The 17,671-nt window shown below is 39.2% G+C and carries 14 protein-coding genes; 12 read left to right on the top strand and 2 right to left on the bottom strand.

Going from position 1 to position 17,671, the window contains the following annotated elements; translation table 11 throughout:
• Positions 1–3: 3 nt before the first annotated feature.
• Both ACN0NP_RS06100 and ACN0NP_RS06105 read right to left on the bottom strand, forming a co-directional pair.
• Entirely contained in the window at positions 4–444 is a 441-nt protein-coding gene (locus ACN0NP_RS06100) for a YwqH-like family protein (RefSeq protein WP_423216976.1), read from the bottom strand.
• Positions 445–572: 128 nt separating this feature from the next.
• On the bottom strand, positions 573–1,571 hold the full coding sequence (locus ACN0NP_RS06105) for a LacI family DNA-binding transcriptional regulator (RefSeq protein WP_423216977.1): 999 nt from the start codon (positions 1,569–1,571) through the stop codon (positions 573–575).
• A gap of 150 nt (positions 1,572–1,721) precedes the next feature.
• Here ACN0NP_RS06105 and ACN0NP_RS06110 point away from each other — a divergent pair, with 150 nt between their 5' ends.
• The 12 genes from ACN0NP_RS06110 to ACN0NP_RS06165 all read left to right on the top strand — a co-directional run bounded on the left by ACN0NP_RS06110 (position 1,722) and on the right by ACN0NP_RS06165 (position 17,573).
• Positions 1,722–2,894, top strand: a complete 1,173-nt coding sequence (locus ACN0NP_RS06110; protein WP_423216978.1) for a galactokinase — start codon at positions 1,722–1,724, stop codon at positions 2,892–2,894.
• Positions 2,895–2,913: 19 nt separating this feature from the next.
• Positions 2,914–4,383 carry a UDP-glucose--hexose-1-phosphate uridylyltransferase gene (gene galT, locus ACN0NP_RS06115; RefSeq protein ID WP_423216979.1) on the top strand — a complete coding sequence of 490 codons (1,470 nt, stop codon included), beginning with the start codon at positions 2,914–2,916 and terminating at the stop codon, positions 4,381–4,383.
• A 9-nt stretch (positions 4,384–4,392) separates the two neighbouring features.
• Entirely contained in the window at positions 4,393–5,391 is a 999-nt protein-coding gene (gene galE, locus ACN0NP_RS06120) for a UDP-glucose 4-epimerase GalE (protein WP_027968094.1), read from the top strand.
• 79 nt (positions 5,392–5,470) lie between these two features.
• On the top strand, positions 5,471–6,322 hold the full coding sequence (locus ACN0NP_RS06125) for a GNAT family N-acetyltransferase (protein WP_423216980.1): 852 nt from the start codon (positions 5,471–5,473) through the stop codon (positions 6,320–6,322).
• A 100-nt stretch (positions 6,323–6,422) separates the two neighbouring features.
• Entirely contained in the window at positions 6,423–6,767 is a 345-nt protein-coding gene (gene yajC, locus ACN0NP_RS06130; RefSeq protein ID WP_024344794.1) for a preprotein translocase subunit YajC, read from the top strand.
• A 134-nt stretch (positions 6,768–6,901) separates the two neighbouring features.
• Positions 6,902–7,657 carry an isoprenyl transferase gene (locus ACN0NP_RS06135; RefSeq protein WP_024344795.1) on the top strand — a complete coding sequence of 252 codons (756 nt, stop codon included), beginning with the start codon at positions 6,902–6,904 and terminating at the stop codon, positions 7,655–7,657.
• Positions 7,658–7,669: 12 nt separating this feature from the next.
• Positions 7,670–8,464, top strand: a complete 795-nt coding sequence (locus tag ACN0NP_RS06140) for a phosphatidate cytidylyltransferase (protein ID WP_423216981.1) — start codon at positions 7,670–7,672, stop codon at positions 8,462–8,464.
• An 84-nt stretch (positions 8,465–8,548) separates the two neighbouring features.
• Positions 8,549–9,811 carry an RIP metalloprotease RseP gene (gene rseP / locus ACN0NP_RS06145; RefSeq protein ID WP_074483924.1) on the top strand — a complete coding sequence of 421 codons (1,263 nt, stop codon included), beginning with the start codon at positions 8,549–8,551 and terminating at the stop codon, positions 9,809–9,811.
• Positions 9,812–9,963: 152 nt separating this feature from the next.
• Positions 9,964–11,820 (top strand): proline--tRNA ligase, encoded by a 1,857-nt coding sequence (locus ACN0NP_RS06150; protein ID WP_094140922.1) that lies wholly within the window; start codon positions 9,964–9,966, stop codon positions 11,818–11,820.
• A gap of 154 nt (positions 11,821–11,974) precedes the next feature.
• Entirely contained in the window at positions 11,975–16,369 is a 4,395-nt protein-coding gene (locus ACN0NP_RS06155) for a PolC-type DNA polymerase III (protein WP_423216982.1), read from the top strand.
• Between the two features lie 105 nt (positions 16,370–16,474).
• On the top strand, positions 16,475–16,927 hold the full coding sequence (locus ACN0NP_RS06160; protein WP_033151782.1) for a MarR family winged helix-turn-helix transcriptional regulator: 453 nt from the start codon (positions 16,475–16,477) through the stop codon (positions 16,925–16,927).
• Between the two features lie 100 nt (positions 16,928–17,027).
• The gene (locus ACN0NP_RS06165; protein WP_423216983.1) at positions 17,028–17,573 is read left to right on the top strand and encodes an NADPH-dependent FMN reductase; all 546 of its coding nucleotides are present in this window, start codon (positions 17,028–17,030) and stop codon (positions 17,571–17,573) included.
• The last annotated feature ends 98 nt before the right edge of the window (positions 17,574–17,671 follow it).

Below are 17,671 nucleotides of genomic sequence, written 5' to 3' on the forward strand. Positions count from 1 at the left end.
ACCTCAACGAATTAAAGCTAGGCAATCGCTAGCTGATTTATTAAGGGCGCTAATCAGACCGCTGAGAGAATTTTGCGATGCTTGACGTTTTTGAATTTCGTTAGTCAATGTGTCCACATTAGCTTTATGGGTGCTGATGTCTGACGTAATATCAGATACAATCGTTGTTGCATGACCATCAAATGTTGTTCGAATACTTCCCTTGAAGTTGGCATTATCCATATTATCAACAAGGGTTGAGTTGATAGATTTTTTGACTTCTTTGTAAGAAGTGATGGCAGTTTTTAATGAAGATTTTGCGGCTTTTAAACGCTCAATTTCTTCTTGATTAGCATTATAGGTCGATTGAAGTTCATTGGCTCTTTGCTGAAAAGTAGCAGCGAGAGCACGGTTGACAGCATTATTTTTCTGCCTTTGAACTTCATCGTTAAATGACTTCTCCATAAAATATCTCCTAATTCCCATTTTTACCCTAGATTATATCATATTTTCTTTTTTGATTTTAATTTTTAGATAACTTTTAGTTTAAAAAATAAAAAAACACCCTCAGTAGAGAGCGTTTAGACAGTGTATTATTTCGTACTTTCGCGAAGGGTTAGTGTGGTTGCGAGTCTTGTCATTGTTGGGACGGTGTGGCGTTTGATAAGTTGGCGATTTAAGATATCAACAGCTGTGCGTCCCATTTCTTCAGTATAGACGGTGATACTGGATAGAGCAGGAAAGACCTGCTTCGTTAGAGGTGTGTCATTGAAAGAAATGAGGCTGACGCGGTCAGGAACAGCGATGTTAGCTTCTTGAAGCGCACGAAGGGCACCTATGGCTAGAGTGTCATTTGCAACAAAGAAAGCTTGTGGAAGGTCGTCGCCCAATTTTTCGATAGCTTCTTTCATCAAAGCGTATCCTGATGGGGCAGAAAAATCTCCTACAAAGACATAGTCAGGGTTATAGAGATTATTTTCGTAAGCATAGTTTTTAAAGGTACGGAAACGTTGGTCGACAATGAGTTCTTTTTGGTCAGTCGTACGTTCTTCCCCAGCAATCATCCCGATTTTAGTAAATCCTTTTTTCATGAAATAATCGAGAACCTTGACAACGGCGTTATCAAAATCTGTAGTGACACAAGGATGACCAGCATTCAAAGTATCACTATCAACGAAAACTAGGTTTTTTGAATGGGTTTCTAGACTGTGAATTTGTTGGTCTGAAAATTTACCAATAGCGATAATCCCGCTAACACTTTCTGAAATCGTTAGAATGTCATTGTTAAAATAGCGTACAACGTCATAACCTAATTCTTGGGCACGTTTTTCAAGACCAATACGAATGCTGTAATAGTAAAGGTCGTTTAACTCTTCTTGTTCACTATACCATTGGACAATGGCAATCTTTTGACGTTCTTGTGTGATGTTTGTGTTGCGTTTGTGTTTTTCGTAACCTAATTCTTCAGCAACTGTCAAAATACGGTGACGTGTTTCTTCACCAACTGAGAGGGTTTTATCTTTATTAAGGACACGTGAGACGGTCGCTGACGAAACATTTGCTAACTTTGCGATATCTTTTAATGTAGCCATAGGTCATCCCTTCTTTCTTGATAGTATTATATCACAAGATTTCTAAAAATAAAAATTTTAAGTAAAACTTTAGTAAATATTATTGACTTAAGTTAACTGGGGTTGTAAAATTAAAGCGCAAACAAAAAAGAGATAAAAAAGGAGACCCTCATGACTATTACAGAACTTAAAGAAGCCTTTGCTAAAGTATTTGGAACAGAAGCAGATGCAACATTTTTCTCACCTGGACGTATCAATTTAATTGGTGAACACACTGACTACAACGGTGGTCACGTATTCCCTGCAGCTATCACTCTTGGAACATACGGGGCAGCTCGTAAACGTGATGATAAACTTTTACGTTTTTATTCAGCTAACTTTGATGATTTAGGTATTATTGAAGTGTCACTTGATAATCTTACTTTTGATAAGAAAGATAGCTGGACAAATTATCCAAAAGGTGTCATTAAATTTTTGCAAGAAGCTGGTCACAAAATTGACAGTGGTTTTGAACTTTACGTCAACGGTAATATTCCAAATGGTTCTGGCTTGTCATCATCAGCCTCACTAGAACTTTTAGTTGGTATCGTAGCCGAAGAATTATTTGACCTTGAAGTTGAACGTTTAGACTTAGTAAAAATTGGTAAACAAACAGAAAATGAATTTATCGGAGTAAATTCTGGTATCATGGACCAATTTGCCATTGGTATGGGTGCTGACAAACAAGCTATTTACCTTGATACAAATACATTAGAATATGAACTTGTTCCACTTGATCTTGGTGACAATGTTATTGTCATCATGAACACTAATAAACGTCGTGAACTTGCTGATTCAAAATATAACGAACGTCGTGCCGAATGTGAAAAAGCAGTAGAAGAACTTAACCAAGTGCTTGATATCAAGACATTGGGTGAACTTGATTTGCAAAGTTTTGACGAATATAGCTATCTTATTAAAGATGAAAATCGTCTCAAACGTGCCCGCCATGCTGTCTGGGAAAATCAACGTACCCTTCAAGCTAAAGAAGCTTTAACAGCAGGTGAACTTGAAAAATTTGGTCGTTTGGTGAATGCCTCACATGTCTCACTTGAACATGATTATGAAGTAACAGGTATCGAACTTGATACCCTTGCTCACACTGCTTGGCAACAAGAAGGAGTCCTCGGAGCTCGTATGACAGGAGCGGGATTCGGTGGCTGCGGTATTGCCATTGTTGCTAAAAATAAAGTTGATGAATTTACTAAAAACGTTGGGCAAGTTTACACAGAAACAGTTGGTTATGCGCCAGCTTTCTACATTGCTGAAATCGCTGGTGGTTCACGTGTCTTGTCTAGAAAATAATTAAGATTAGAGAGATAAAATGAAACTTTTAGATACTTTTGTCGCTAAGGTAATTGAAGCCAGCGACTATACAGAAGATGATATGTTTTACTTGCGTAACCGTGTCCTTGCCCTTGTGGGTGAGGATGGAGCAGAGCAAGAAACACAAGAAACAGATTTAATTGCTCTCAAAGAAGAGTTGGTTGACTTAGCTGTAAAAAATGGCAAAGTCGGCGAATTAATGGCAGAAAAAGATTGCTTGGGTGCTGAATTGATGAACTTCATTACACCAATCCCGAGTCAGGTGAATCGTCGTTTCTGGGACACTTATGCTAAATCTCCTCAACAAGCTGTCGCAGATTTTTATGACCTAAGCAAGCGTAATGACTACATTAAAGTCGCTGCAATTGCCAAAAATATTGCCTTTACGACGTCGTCACAATACGGTGATATTCAGATTACTATTAATTTATCAAAACCTGAAAAAGACCCTAAAGCAATTGCTGCTGCTAAGTTAACCAAGGCATCTTCTTATCCAAAATGTCAGTTATGTATGGAAAATGAAGGCTATCAAGGTCGAATTAATCACCCAGCGCGTGCTAATCACCGCATCATTCGCTTGAATCTTGGCGATGAAAAATGGGGCTTCCAATACTCACCATATGCCTACTTTAATGAACATTGCATTATCCTAAATACTGAGCATGTGCCGATGGTTATCAGTAAAAATACTTTTGCGCAGTTGCTTGATATTGTCGATATTTTCCCAGGTTACTTTGCTGGGTCAAATTCAGACTTGCCAATCGTCGGTGGGTCAATCTTGACACATAATCACTATCAAGGTGGTCGTCATGTCTTTCCAATGGAAATAGCTGAGCTGGACAATGAATTTCACTTTAAAGGTTATTCAGATGTGACAGCAGGTATTGTCAAATGGCCAATGTCAGTGCTTCGTTTACACAGCCAAAACAAGGCCCGCTTGGTTGAGTTGGCTGAAAAAATTCGTTTGGCATGGCGCGATTATTCTGATGAAAGTGTCGATGTTTTAGCTTATACAGGCGACACACCACATCACACAGTTACTCCAATTGCACGAAAACGTGATGGTCAATTTGAATTAGATATTGTTCTTCGTGACAATCACACAACAGCTGAATTTCCAGACGGTGTTTATCATCCACATGCTGATGTGCAACACATTAAAAAGGAAAATATCGGACTTATCGAAGTTATGGGCTTAGCTATTTTACCGCCGCGTCTGAAAGATGAACTGCTAGAAGTTGAAAAATATCTTTTGAATGAGTATAATGAAATCGCTGACTATCATAAAGATTGGGCAGATGAGATTAAAAAACGTACGGATATTACGGCTGATACAGTGCATGATATTGTACAAGAAGAAGTTGGACACGTTTTTGTTCGTGTTTTAGAAGATGCCGGTGTTTACAAACGTGATGAAAAAGGTCAAAAAGCCTTTATGCGTTTTGTAAATAGCATAGGGTTAGAATAGGAGAAATAAATGTCAATTTTAGTGCTTGGTGGAGCTGGCTACATCGGCTCTCACATGGTTGATCGTTTAATTGAAAAAGGTGAAGAAAAAGTTGTTGTTGTCGATAGTTTGGTGACAGGACACCGTGCAGCGGTTCATCCTGATGCAAAATTCTATCAAGGAGATCTTGCTGATCAAGATTTCATGCGTAAAGTTTTCACAGAAAATCCTGATGTGGATGCTGTCATTCACTTTGCGGCTTATTCATTGGTTGCAGAATCAATGGAAAAACCATTGAAATACTTTGACAACAACACTGCTGGCATGATTAAATTACTTGAAGTGATGAATGAATTTGGTGTTAAATACATCGTCTTCTCATCAACAGCAGCAACTTATGGTATCCCAGATGAGCTTCCAATCAAAGAAACAACTCCACAACGCCCAATCAATCCATACGGTGAAAGTAAACTCATGATGGAAACTATTATGAGATGGGCTGACCAAGCTTATGGCATTAAGTTTGTCCCACTTCGTTATTTCAATGTTGCTGGTGCTAAACCAGATGGTTCTATCGGTGAAGACCATGGACCAGAAACACACTTGTTGCCAATTATTTTGCAAGTAGCACAAGGTGTTCGTGAAAAAATCATGATTTTTGGTAATGATTACAACACACCAGATGGTACAAATGTGCGTGACTACGTTCACCCATTTGACTTAGCGGATGCGCATTTGCTTGCTGTTAAATATCTTCGCGAAGGTAATCCATCAACAGCGTTCAACCTTGGTTCTTCAACAGGATTCTCAAATCTTCAAATCCTTGAAGCAGCTCGTAAAGTAACTGGTAAAGAAATTCCAGCTGAACTTGCTGACCGTCGCCCTGGTGACCCAGATACGCTTATCGCATCATCAGATAAAGCGCGTGAAATCCTTGGTTGGAAACCTCAATTTGACGATATTGAAAAGATCATTGCATCTGCTTGGGCATGGCACTCAAGCCATCCAAATGGATACAACGACCGTTAATATGACATAAATCTAGTCTGAGACATTTGTCTCAGGCTTTTTGTGCATTGTATAGAATGATATGAAAAAGGATGAGATTATGAAAGTGATTAGCACGAATTGCTTGGATGACAAGCAGAGGTTGGCTGCTGAAAAGCTGATTAAAGAAGTTCAAGTTTTTGATGAAACACACCGAACGCCTTACCTTTCTAATAGTTTGAATTTTGATGAGAAAATGCCAGCTTTCTTTTTAGGGTATGAAGATGGGCACTTAGTAGCTTTACTGACGGTTTATGCAGACAGTCCTGCGGAAGCTGAAGTTGTTATTATGGTTCATCCAGATTTTCGTCGAAAGGGTTATGCAAGACAACTATTTCATGTTTTTCGTGAAACCTTGCAGGATTATCATTTAGAATTTGTCGTAATGTCAGAACGTGCATTTCTAGCAAAAAATCCTGATTTACTGTCAAATTTTGGCATGAAATTAGACGATGATTTTGAATATTGGCTGGCGCGTGATCGCCAATTTTATCCTGTTGATAATCAAAAAGAGTTATCAGTGACACCAGCTCAGAAAGAACATCTTGAGGCTATTGCTGAGTTTCAATCTCAAGCTTTTGGTGAGTCTTATGAAGTCGCTCTTCATTATGCTAAAGCAGCGCTAGCAGATAAGGCGGGACGATTGTATATCGTCATGAAGGACCAAAAAGTATTGGCATCTTGTACAGTTGATTTTAGTACGGAATACAATTATTTTTATGGACTCGCAGTAGCTGAAAGTTATCGTGGTCAAGGCATTGGAACTTATTTTATGAAAGTTCTTGTCAATGCTTTGGTGGCTGAAAATGAAAAGTCTTTTCAGATTGCGGTTGAGTCAGAAAACCTTGCAGCAAAACGTCTTTATGAAAAGCTTGGCTTTGAAGAACAAACTCAAGTCGTCTATGCTAAATGACTAGAAAAATTAGGCTTTTAGTCATTTAATGGTCAATTCTTGCGTTGTGAAATGGAATTTGGTATAGTTGTCAGTAAGCTTATATTTTTGGAGGATACTTATGCCAACACTTATTATGTTGATTGTTATGGTTGCCTTGATTTGGTTTATGCAACGTTCTCAAAAGAAACAAGCACAAAACCGTCAAGAACAATTGAAAGCACTACAAAAGGGTGATGAAATTGTAACAATCGGTGGCCTTTATGGTATTATCGATGAAGTTGATGTTGATAACCAAAAAATGGTTTTGGACATTGATGGAGTTTACTTAACATTTGAACTAGGTGCTGTAAAACGCGTCGTTAACAAAGCTCAACAAGAAGTAGTTGAAACTGCGGTTGTTGAAGAAGCTGCTGAAGAACAAGCAGAAACTACTGAAGATACTGCTGTTGAAAGCGAAGATTAATACATGAAAAGTCAGATGAAAACACGTCTGGCTTTTTTTGTGCCATTATTCCCTAAAAACCTCTTAATTAAGTAGAGAAAAAATAGCCATTTTATGGTAAAATAATACGATGAGTATGCTTTTAAGGAATTGATATGTTTAAATTTAAATTTAGAAAAAAAGAAGAGGCAGTTAGTCTCGATAAAATTCCAAATCATATTGGAATTATTATGGATGGTAATGGTCGTTGGGCCAAAAAACGCATGCAACCACGTGTCATGGGACACAAGGCTGGTATGGATGCTTTGCAAGATGTGACGATTGCTGCATCAGAACTTGGTGTTAAAGTTCTGACGGTTTATGCATTCTCAACTGAAAATTGGTCACGACCCGAAGACGAAGTCAAATTCATTATGAACTTGCCAGTCGAGTTCTTCGATAAATACGTCCCGCAATTGGACGAAAATAACGTTAGAGTTCAAGTTATTGGTGAAACAAACCGTTTACCAAAAGATACTTACGATGCTATGAAACGTGCTTGTGAGCAAACAAAGCACAATTCTGGTCTTATTTTGAACTTTGCGCTTAACTACGGTGGTCGTTCAGAAATTACAGAAGCGGTAAAAAATATTGCTCAAGAAGTTCTTGAAGCAAAAATTAGTCCAGATGATATTACAGAAGATGTGATTTCAAATCACTTGATGACTAATCATTTGCCGTATCTTTACCGCGACCCGGATTTGATTATCCGAACAAGTGGTGAACTTCGTCTTAGTAATTTTCTACCGTGGCAATCAGCCTACAGTGAGTTCTATTTCACACCAGTTTTATGGCCTGATTTCAAAAAAGACGAATTGATTAAAGCGATTGCTGAATACAATCAGCGTCATCGCCGTTTTGGTGGAATCTAGAAAGGAAATATCATGAAACAACGTGTGATTTGGGGAGCTATTGCTCTATTGATTATGCTGCCGTTCTTGTTGCATGGGGGGCTTGCTTTCCAAGTTTTTGTAGGTCTTTTAGCAATGATTGGTGTAGCAGAAATGTTACGCATGAAACATCTCGAGTTCTTCTCAATTGAAGGTGTTTTATCAATGTTAGGTGCTTTTGTTTTAACAGTGCCTTTGGATAATTACTTTACATCGCTACCGATTGACTCTAATTTTTCAGTCTACGGCTTACTTGTTTTCTTGCTATTAGCTGGAACAGTTGTGAACAGCGATGATTACTCATTTGACGACGTGTCTTATCCAATCGCTGCAAGTCTTTATGTGGGAATTGGTTTCCAAAACCTAGTCAATGCCCGCATGAGTGGTTTGGATAAAGTCTTGTTTGCCTTGTTTATCGTATGGGCAACAGATATTGGTGCTTACATGATTGGTCGTCGTTTTGGTCAACGTAAGTTAATGCCAAAAGTTTCTCCGAACAAAACAATCGAAGGAAGTCTAGGCGGAATTGCTTGTGCAGTTGTCGTTTCACTAATCTTCATGCTAATTGATAAAGCTGTTTATGCACCGCACAATCTATTTGCTATGTTGATTTACGTTATCTTGTTTAGTATTTTTGGCCAATTCGGTGATTTGGTCGAAAGTGCAATTAAACGTCATTTTGGCGTAAAAGATTCTGGAAAATTAATTCCTGGTCATGGTGGTATTCTTGACCGCTTTGATTCAATGATTTTTGTTTTCCCGATTATGCATCTATTTGGTCTTTTCTAATAAGTTGAGTGGTAGATTTTCCATCAACTTCTGAAAGTTACTTACTAGTAAGGAATTAATCTTACTGGTATAGAGAGGAGCAAAATGCTCGGAATATTAACGTTTATTATTGTTTTTGGAATTTTAGTTATTGTCCATGAATTTGGTCATCTGTATTTTGCCAAAAAAGCAGGAATCTTGGTGAGAGAATTTTCTATCGGCATGGGCCCGAAAATCTTTTCTCATTTTGATAAAGAAGGTACAGCCTATACATTTCGTATCTTGCCACTTGGTGGCTATGTTCGTATGGCTGGCTGGGGTGATGACACTACTGAAATTAAAACTGGTACACCTGCTAGCCTTACGATGAATGAAGATGGCTTAGTAACACGAATTAATTTATCAAACAAGCACTTGGACAACACAGCACTTCCGATGAACGTGACGTCTTATGATTTGGAAGATAAATTAGAAATTACTGGTCTTGTCTTAGATGAACAAAAGACTTTTGCTGTTCACCATGATGCAACCATCGTAGAAGAAGATGGTACAGAAATTCGCATCGCACCGCTTGACGTGCAGTACCAAAATGCGACGGTTCTTGGTCGCTTGATGACAAACTTTGCTGGTCCGATGAATAACTTTATTCTTGGAATCTTGGCATTTATCCTTCTTGTTTTCATGCAAGGTGGTGTGCCAAACACTGCAACTAATGCCGTTCGAGTGGCTGATGGTGGTGCCATGCAAGCAGCAGGCGTCAAAAATGGTGATAGAGTTTTAGCTATCGGTGATTATAAAGTCACAAACTGGTCTGATTTGACTGAAGCTGTAACTAAGTCGACTAAGAATATCTCAAAAGGCGATACTATCTCAGTCAAAGTCAAAGATAAATCAGGAAAGGTTAAAACACTTGCTGTAAAACCAGTTGAAAATCACGGAAGTTACCTTATTGGTGTTTCTTCAGCTTTGAAAACAGGCTTCTGGGATAAAATCACTGGCGGTTTCCAAATGGCATGGCAAGGTGCCACAGCCATTCTCAATGCACTAAAAGGTCTTGTGTCAAACTTTAGTTTGAACAAGCTAGGTGGTCCAGTTGCCATGTACCAAGCTTCAAGCCAAGCAGCATCTTATGGATTGACTTCTGTTGTTAATCTTTTAGCGCTGTTATCAATCGACCTTGGAATTGTTAATTTAATTCCGATTCCAGCTTTGGACGGTGGAAAAATCTTAATGAATTTGATTGAGATTGTTCGTCGCAAACCATTGAAACAAGAAACTGAAACCTATATCACTCTGGTCGGTGTCGTCATTATGATTATTTTAATGATTGCTGTGACATGGAATGATATCATGCGCGTCTTTTTCTAAATTTTATTAAACTCATAATCTAGTATATAATTTTAAAAATACACATTTTTTAGAAAGGAATTGATACGGTCTTTTCTAATATGCGAGTAAGTAAGCTACTTTTTAACAAAGCAGCTTGCTTATTTTCATGATTTGGCCGCAATATTTTTATTATGAAACAATCACAAATGCTTATCCCAACGCTTCGCGAAATGCCAAGCGATGCCCAAGTTATCAGCCACGCTCTTATGGTTCGTGCTGGTTATGTTCGTCAAGTCTCAGCAGGTATCTACGCTTACCTACCACTTGCTAACCGCACAATCGAAAAATTCAAAAAAATCATGCGTGAAGAATTCGAAAAAATCGGTGCTGTTGAAATGCTTGCACCAGCACTTTTGAATGCTGACCTTTGGCGTGAATCAGGTCGTTACGAAACTTACGGTGAAGACCTTTATAAACTAAAAAACCGTGACAAATCAGACTTTATCCTTGGTCCAACTCACGAAGAAACATTTACAAGTCTTATCCGTGATGCGGTTAAATCATACAAACAATTACCACTTAACCTTTACCAAATTCAATCTAAATACCGTGATGAAAAACGTCCACGTAACGGACTTCTTCGTACACGTGAATTTATTATGAAAGACGGTTACAGCTTCCACGCTGATTACGAAGGTTTGGATGAAACTTACGAAGAATATCGTAAAGCATACGAAGCTATCTTCACACGTGCTGGTCTTGATTTCAAAGGTATCATCGGTGATGGTGGTGCTATGGGTGGTAAAGATTCTCAAGAATTCATGGCTATTACTCCAGACCGTACAGACCTTGACCGTTGGGTTGTTCTTGACAAATCAATCGCTTCATTCGATGAAATTCCAGAAGATGTATTAGAAGATATCAAAAAAGAATTGGCATCATGGTTGGTATCAGGTGAAGATACAGTTGCTTACTCTACTGAATCAAGCTACGCTGCTAACCTTGAAATGGCAAGTAACGAATACAAACCAACAACTAAAGTTGTTGCACAAGAAGATATCAAACGTGTAGAAACACCTAACTGCAAATCAATCGATGAAGTTGCAGCATTCTTGAACGTTGATGAAGAACAAACAATCAAAACACTCTTCTTTATCGCTGATAACGAACCAGTTGTAGCACTTCTTGTTGGTAATGATCAAGTTAACGATGTTAAATTGAAAAACTACCTTGGTGCTGACTTCCTTGATCCAGCTACTGAAGAAGATGCTGTTAAAGTTTTCGGTGCAAACTTTGGTTCACTTGGCCCAGTTAACCTTCCAGAAAACGTTCGTATTGTTGCTGACCGTAAAGTTCAAGACGTTGCTAACGCTGTAGTTGGTGCAAACGAAAATGGTTACCACTTGACTGGTGTTAACCCAGGACGTGACTTCGAAGCAGAATATGTTGATATTCGTGAAGTTAAAGAAGGCGAAATCTCACCAGACGGTAAAGGTGTTCTTAAATTCGCTCGTGGTATCGAAATCGGACACATCTTCAAACTTGGTACTCGTTACTCAGAAAGCATGGGAGCAACAATTCTTGACCAAAATGGTCGTGCTGTTCCAATCATCATGGGTTGCTACGGTATCGGTGTTAGCCGTATCTTGTCAGCTGTTATCGAACAACACGCTCGCCTCTTTGTTTCTAAAACTCCAAAAGGTGCTTACCGCTTTGCATGGGGTATCAACTTCCCTAAAGAATTGGCACCATTTGACGTACACGTTATCACTGTAAACGTGAAAGACGAAGAAGCACAAGCATTGACAGCTAAAGTAGAAGCTGAATTGGTTGAAAAAGGTTACGAAGTCTTGGTTGACGACCGTAACGAACGTGTTGGTTCTAAATTCTCAGATAGCGACCTTATCGGTCTTCCAATTCGTGTGACTGTAGGTAAAAAAGCTGCTGATGGTATCGTTGAAGTTAAAATCAAAGCAACTGGTGATACAATCGAGGTTAACGCTGAAAACCTTATTGAAACACTTGAAATTTTGACAAAAGAACACTAATTAGTGAGAGGTCAGGTATTTAGCCCTGGCCTTTTTTGTGTCGAAAAAAGCTGTCATTTGTGGTAGAATTAGAAGATAACATCCCTAGAAAAAAAGGCAATATTTTGCTTAATAAGAATAGTTTAATTTATGGAATTGAGGTAATTTACGTTTTATGTCAGAGTTATTTAAAAAATTGATGGAGCAAATCGATATGCCGCTTGAAATGCGACAATCAAGTGCTTTTTCATCTGCAGATATCCGTGAAGTTAAGGTGCACTCGGTATCTCGCCTCTGGGAATTCCATTTTTCATTTGCAGAGATTTTGCCAATCGAGATTTACCGTGAGTTGGCTTACCGCCTGGTCAATACTTTCAAACAAGCAGACATCACGGCAACTTTTGATATCAAAGCAGAAAATATTGATTTTTCACAGCCGTTATTGCAGGCTTATTATGAAGAAGCCTTTGAGCACGCTCCTTGCAACAGCGCTAGCTTTAAAGCCTCTTTTAGCAAACTGAAAGTCTCTTACGATGGCACAAAATTATTGATTGAAGCGCCAGCTTTTGTCAATAATGACCATTTTCGTAAAAATCATTTGCCAAATTTGGCACGTCAGTTTGAAGCCTTTGGTTTTGGAAAATTAGCGATTGATATGGTGTCAGATGAAGCCATGACGCAAGCTCTCCAAGAAGACTTTACGTCAAATCGCGAAGCGATGGTTGAAAAGGCTGTGCAGGAAAATCGCGAAGCTGTCAAATCCTTAGAAGCTTCAATGCCACCAGTTGAAGAAGCACCAAAACCTAAATTTGATTTCAAAGAGCGTGCTAAACAACGTCGTGCAGGATTTGAAAATGCAGAAATCACTCCGATGGTTGAAATCACAACCGAAGAAAACCGCATCGTTTTTGAAGGGATGGTTTTTGACGTTGAAAAGAAAACAACACGAACTGGTCGACACATCATCAATTTCAAGATGACTGACTATACTTCAAGTTTTGCCATGCAAAAATGGGCAAAAGATGATGAAGAATTGAAAAAATATGACATGATTGCCAAGGGCTCATGGCTTCGTGTTCGTGGTAATATCGAGAATAATAATTTCACTCATGCCCTTACCATGAATGTGCAAGATGTTAAAGAAATTGTTCACCATGACCGTAAGGATTTAATGCCAGAAGGTGAAAAACGTGTGGAATTTCATGCTCACACAAACATGTCGACAATGGACGCTCTCCCAACAGTAGAAGAGTTGATTGATACGGCCGCAAAATGGGGCCACAAGGCTGTTGCCATTACTGACCATGGAAATGTTCAAAGTTTCCCTCATGGCTATCACAGAGCCCGTAAGAACGGTATTAAAGCTATCTTTGGCTTAGAAGCTAATATCGTTGAAGATAAAGTGCCGATTGCCTACAATCCAGTTGATTTAGAGTTGAATGAAGCTACTTATGTCGTATTTGACGTGGAAACGACTGGACTTTCTGCGGTGCATAATGATTTGATTCAGATTGCGGCTTCAAAAATGTACAAAGGAAATATTGTTGAGCAGTTTGATGAATTCATCAACCCAGGGCACCATCTATCAGCCTTTACAACAGAATTGACTGGTATTACAGATAATCATGTCAGAAACGCTAAACCAATTGAGCAAGTGCTTCAAATGTTCCAAGATTTCTGTAAAGATACTGTGCTCGTTGCCCACAATGCAACCTTTGACGTTGGCTTTATGAATGCTAACTACAAACGTCATGGCATGCCAACGATTACGCAGCCAGTTATTGATACGCTTGAATTGGCACGAAATCTTTATCCAGAATACAAACGTCATGGTTTGGGACCTTTGACAAAACGTTTTCAAGTGTCTCTTGAGCACCATCACATGGCCAACTACGATGCCGAAGCTACTGGACGCTTGCTCTTTATTTTCTTGAAAGAGGCGCGTGAAAATCATAATCTTACGAATATGATGGACCTTAATACCAAACTTGTAGCTGAGGATTCTTACAAGAAAGCTCGCGTCAAACATGCAACCATCTATGTTCAAAACCAAGCCGGTTTGAAAAATATCTTTAAGCTTGTCAGTCTTTCAAATGTTAAATATTTTGAAGGAGTAGCACGTATTCCAAGAACTGTTCTTGATGCACACCGTGAAGGGCTTTTGCTCGGGACAGCTTGCTCAGAAGGTGAAGTTTTTGATGCAGTTTTGACATCAGGTGTGGATAAAGCTGTTGAAGTGGCTAAGTACTATGATTTTATTGAGGTCATGCCACCAGCTATTTATGCACCGCTTTTGGCACAAGGAACAATCAAGGATGAAGAAGGTATTCGCCAAGTTATTCGTGATTTGATTGAAGTCGGACGCCGTTTGAACAAGCCTGTTCTTGCGACTGGTAATGTTCACTATATCGAGCCAGAAGATGAAATTTACCGCGAAATTATCGTTCGTAGTTTAGGGCAAGGGGCACCGATTAACCGTCCGATTGGTCGTGGTGAGGATGCACAACCTGCTCCGTTACCAAAAGCACATTTCCGTACAACCAATGAAATGCTAGATGAATTTGCTTTCCTTGGTGAGGATGTCGCCTACGAAATTGTTGTTAAAAACACCAATGATTTTGCGGAACGCTTTGAAGAAATTGAAGTCGTTAAAAAAGATTTGTACACGCCTTTCCTTGAAAAATCAGAAGAACGTGTTGCAGAGATGACTTATCAAAAAGCCTTTGAAATTTATGGTAATCCGCTTCCTGATATTGTCGATCGACGAATCGAAAAAGAATTGACATCTATTTTGGGTAATGGATTTGCCGTGATTTACCTGGCATCACAAATGCTTGTTATCCGCTCAAATAAACGTGGTTATTTGGTTGGTTCGCGTGGATCTGTTGGGTCAAGTTTTGTTGCGACAATGATTGGTATCACCGAAGTTAACCCGATGCCACCGCATTATGTCTGCCCAAATTGCCAACACTCAGAATTCATCACCGATGGTTCAGTTGGTTCTGGTTATGATTTGCCTAACAAAGACTGTCCAAAATGTGGAACACGTTACAAGAAAGATGGACACGATATTCCGTTTGAAACCTTCCTTGGATTTGATGGGGATAAGGTTCCCGATATCGATTTGAACTTCTCTGGTGATGACCAACCGTCAGCGCACTTGGATGTTCGTGATATTTTTGGTGAGCAATACGCTTTCCGTGCAGGAACCGTTGGTACTGTTGCTGACCGTACGGCTTATGGTTTCGTTAAAGGGTATGAACGTGATTATGGCAAGATGTATCCAGAAGCAGAAGTTGAGCGTTTAGCGCAAGGTGCCGCAGGTGTGAAACGTACGACTGGACAACACCCAGGTGGTATCGTTGTTATTCCAAACTATATGGATGTTTATGATTTTACGCCAGTGCAATATCCAGCCGATGATTTATCTGCTGAATGGCAAACCACTCACTTTAACTTCCACGATATCGATGAAAACGTCTTGAAACTTGATATCCTTGGACATGATGATCCGACGATGATTCGTAAGCTACAAGACTTGTCAGGTATTGATCCGAAAGATATTCCTGCTGATGATCCAGATGTTATGGCGCTCTTCTCAGGTACTGAAGTGCTTGGTGTAACGCCTGAACAAATCGGAACGCCGACAGGTATGCTTGGTATTCCAGAATTCGGTACAAACTTCGTTCGTGGGATGGTTGAAGAAACGCACCCAACGACATTTGCCGAGTTGCTACAGTTGTCTGGTCTATCACACGGTACCGATGTTTGGTTGGGAAATGCCCAAGATTTGATTAAAGAAGGTATTGCCACACTGAAAACCGTTATCGGTTGTCGTGACGACATCATGGTTTATCTTATGCACGCAGGTCTTGATCCAAAAATGGCCTTTACAATTATGGAACGTGTGCGTAAGGGACGTTGGTTGAAGATTTCTGATGAAGAACGTAATGGCTATATCCAAGCTATGCGTGACAATAATGTGCCTGATTGGTACATCGAATCATGTGGTAAAATCAAGTACATGTTCCCGAAAGCCCACGCGGCAGCCTATGTTTTGATGGCCTTACGTGTGGCTTACTTCAAGGTTCACTACCCACTTTATTATTACTGTGCTTATTTCTCAATTCGTGCCAAAGCATTTGATATCAAGACAATGAGTGCAGGTCTTGATGCGGTTAAAGAACGCATGGCAGAAATTTCAACAAAACGTAAAAATAACGAAGCTTCAAACGTTGAAATTGACCTTTACACAACACTTGAGCTTGTTAATGAAATGCTAGAACGTGGCTTTAAATTTGGTCAGCTTGATCTTTACCGTAGTGATGCAACAGAATTTATCATCGATGGTGACACACTCATCCCACCATTTGTAGCTATGGATGGTCTTGGTGAGAACGTTGCAAAACAAATTGTTAAAGCGCGTGAAGAAGGTGAATTCCTATCTAAAATGGAACTTCGCAAACGCGGTGGTGTTTCAGCAACATTGGTTGATAAAATGGATGAAATGGGAATCCTTGGCAACATGCCAGAAGATAACCAATTAAGTCTTTTTGACGATTTCTTCTAATGAATAAAACTTAGAGAAGCTCTCATATGGGAGCTTCTTTTTTAGGCTCTGCTATTTGTCAAAAATCCTAGTGAATGATATGATGTAAAAAAGAAAGGAGCAGCGATGAGTGACTTTAAAAATCCTTCAGTTAAAGCTATGGTTGTCATGCGAAAAGCATTTCGGACCATTGATGCTAAGGTATCAGAAACGTTTAAACAAGATGATTTAACTCCGACGCAGTTTAGTGTCCTGGACGTCCTTTACAGCAAAGGACCAATGAAAATTGCTGAGCTGATTGACAGCATTTTAGCTACTTCTGGAAATATGACGGTAGTCATTCGAAATATGGAGAAAAAAGGGTGGATTGCACGACATACTTGTCCAAGTGATAAACGGGCTTGTCTGTTGACTTTAACAGATGCTGGTCGTCAAGTGATTGAGCACGCTTTGCCGCTTCATATCGAAAAAATCGAGGAAACCTTTTCAGTTCTGACAGAAGAGGAGCAAGAAGAATTAATTCGACTTCTGAAAAAATTCAAACCGCGTGAGCAAAATAATTTACAAAATGATAAATAAATCATAAAATGACATTATAGATAAATCACTACATAGTGATAAATATCAATCCTATCAATTAATATCATTACTATAGATAATCTTTAAAAGGAGAATTATCATGAAAAAAATTCTATTTATCGTAGGTTCATTGCGTCAAGGTTCATTTGACCAACAATTTGCTCAATATGCAGAAAAAGCTCTTGAAGGTAAAGCAGAAGTATCTTACCTTGATTGGGCACAAGTTCCTGTCTTTTCACAAGATTTGGAAGCTGATATTCCAGCTTCTGTCCAAGCTGCGCGTGAAGCAGTTCTTGCAGCAGACGCTATCTGGGTCTTCTCACCAGTCTACAACTTTGCAATTCCAGGTTCAGTGAAAAACCTTCTTGACTGGTTGAGCCGTGCCCTTGACCTTTCAGATACAACAGGTGCTTCAGCACTTAATGACAAAGTCACAACTGTTTCAATCCTTGCAAACGGTGGACACGAACCAGTAGCAGAAGCTTATCGTACCTTGTTCCCATTCATTCGTACGAAATTTGTTGATGAAATCACAACAACACGTGTGAATGACTCTGCTTGGGCAGATGGCAAATTCATCGCAACTGATGAAGTCATTGCTAACCTTAAAAAACAAGCAGAAGCAGTTCTAGCTGCAATTGATTAATTCCTAATTTTAGTTAGTCTTTAACAGAAAAAAGCACACTTTTTACAGTGTGCTTTTATTATGTATGGTCGTAAAAAAAGAGGTTTTCAACCTCTTTT

Source organism: Streptococcus equinus, assembly GCF_049393805.1.
GTDB lineage: Bacteria > Bacillota > Bacilli > Lactobacillales > Streptococcaceae > Streptococcus > Streptococcus equinus.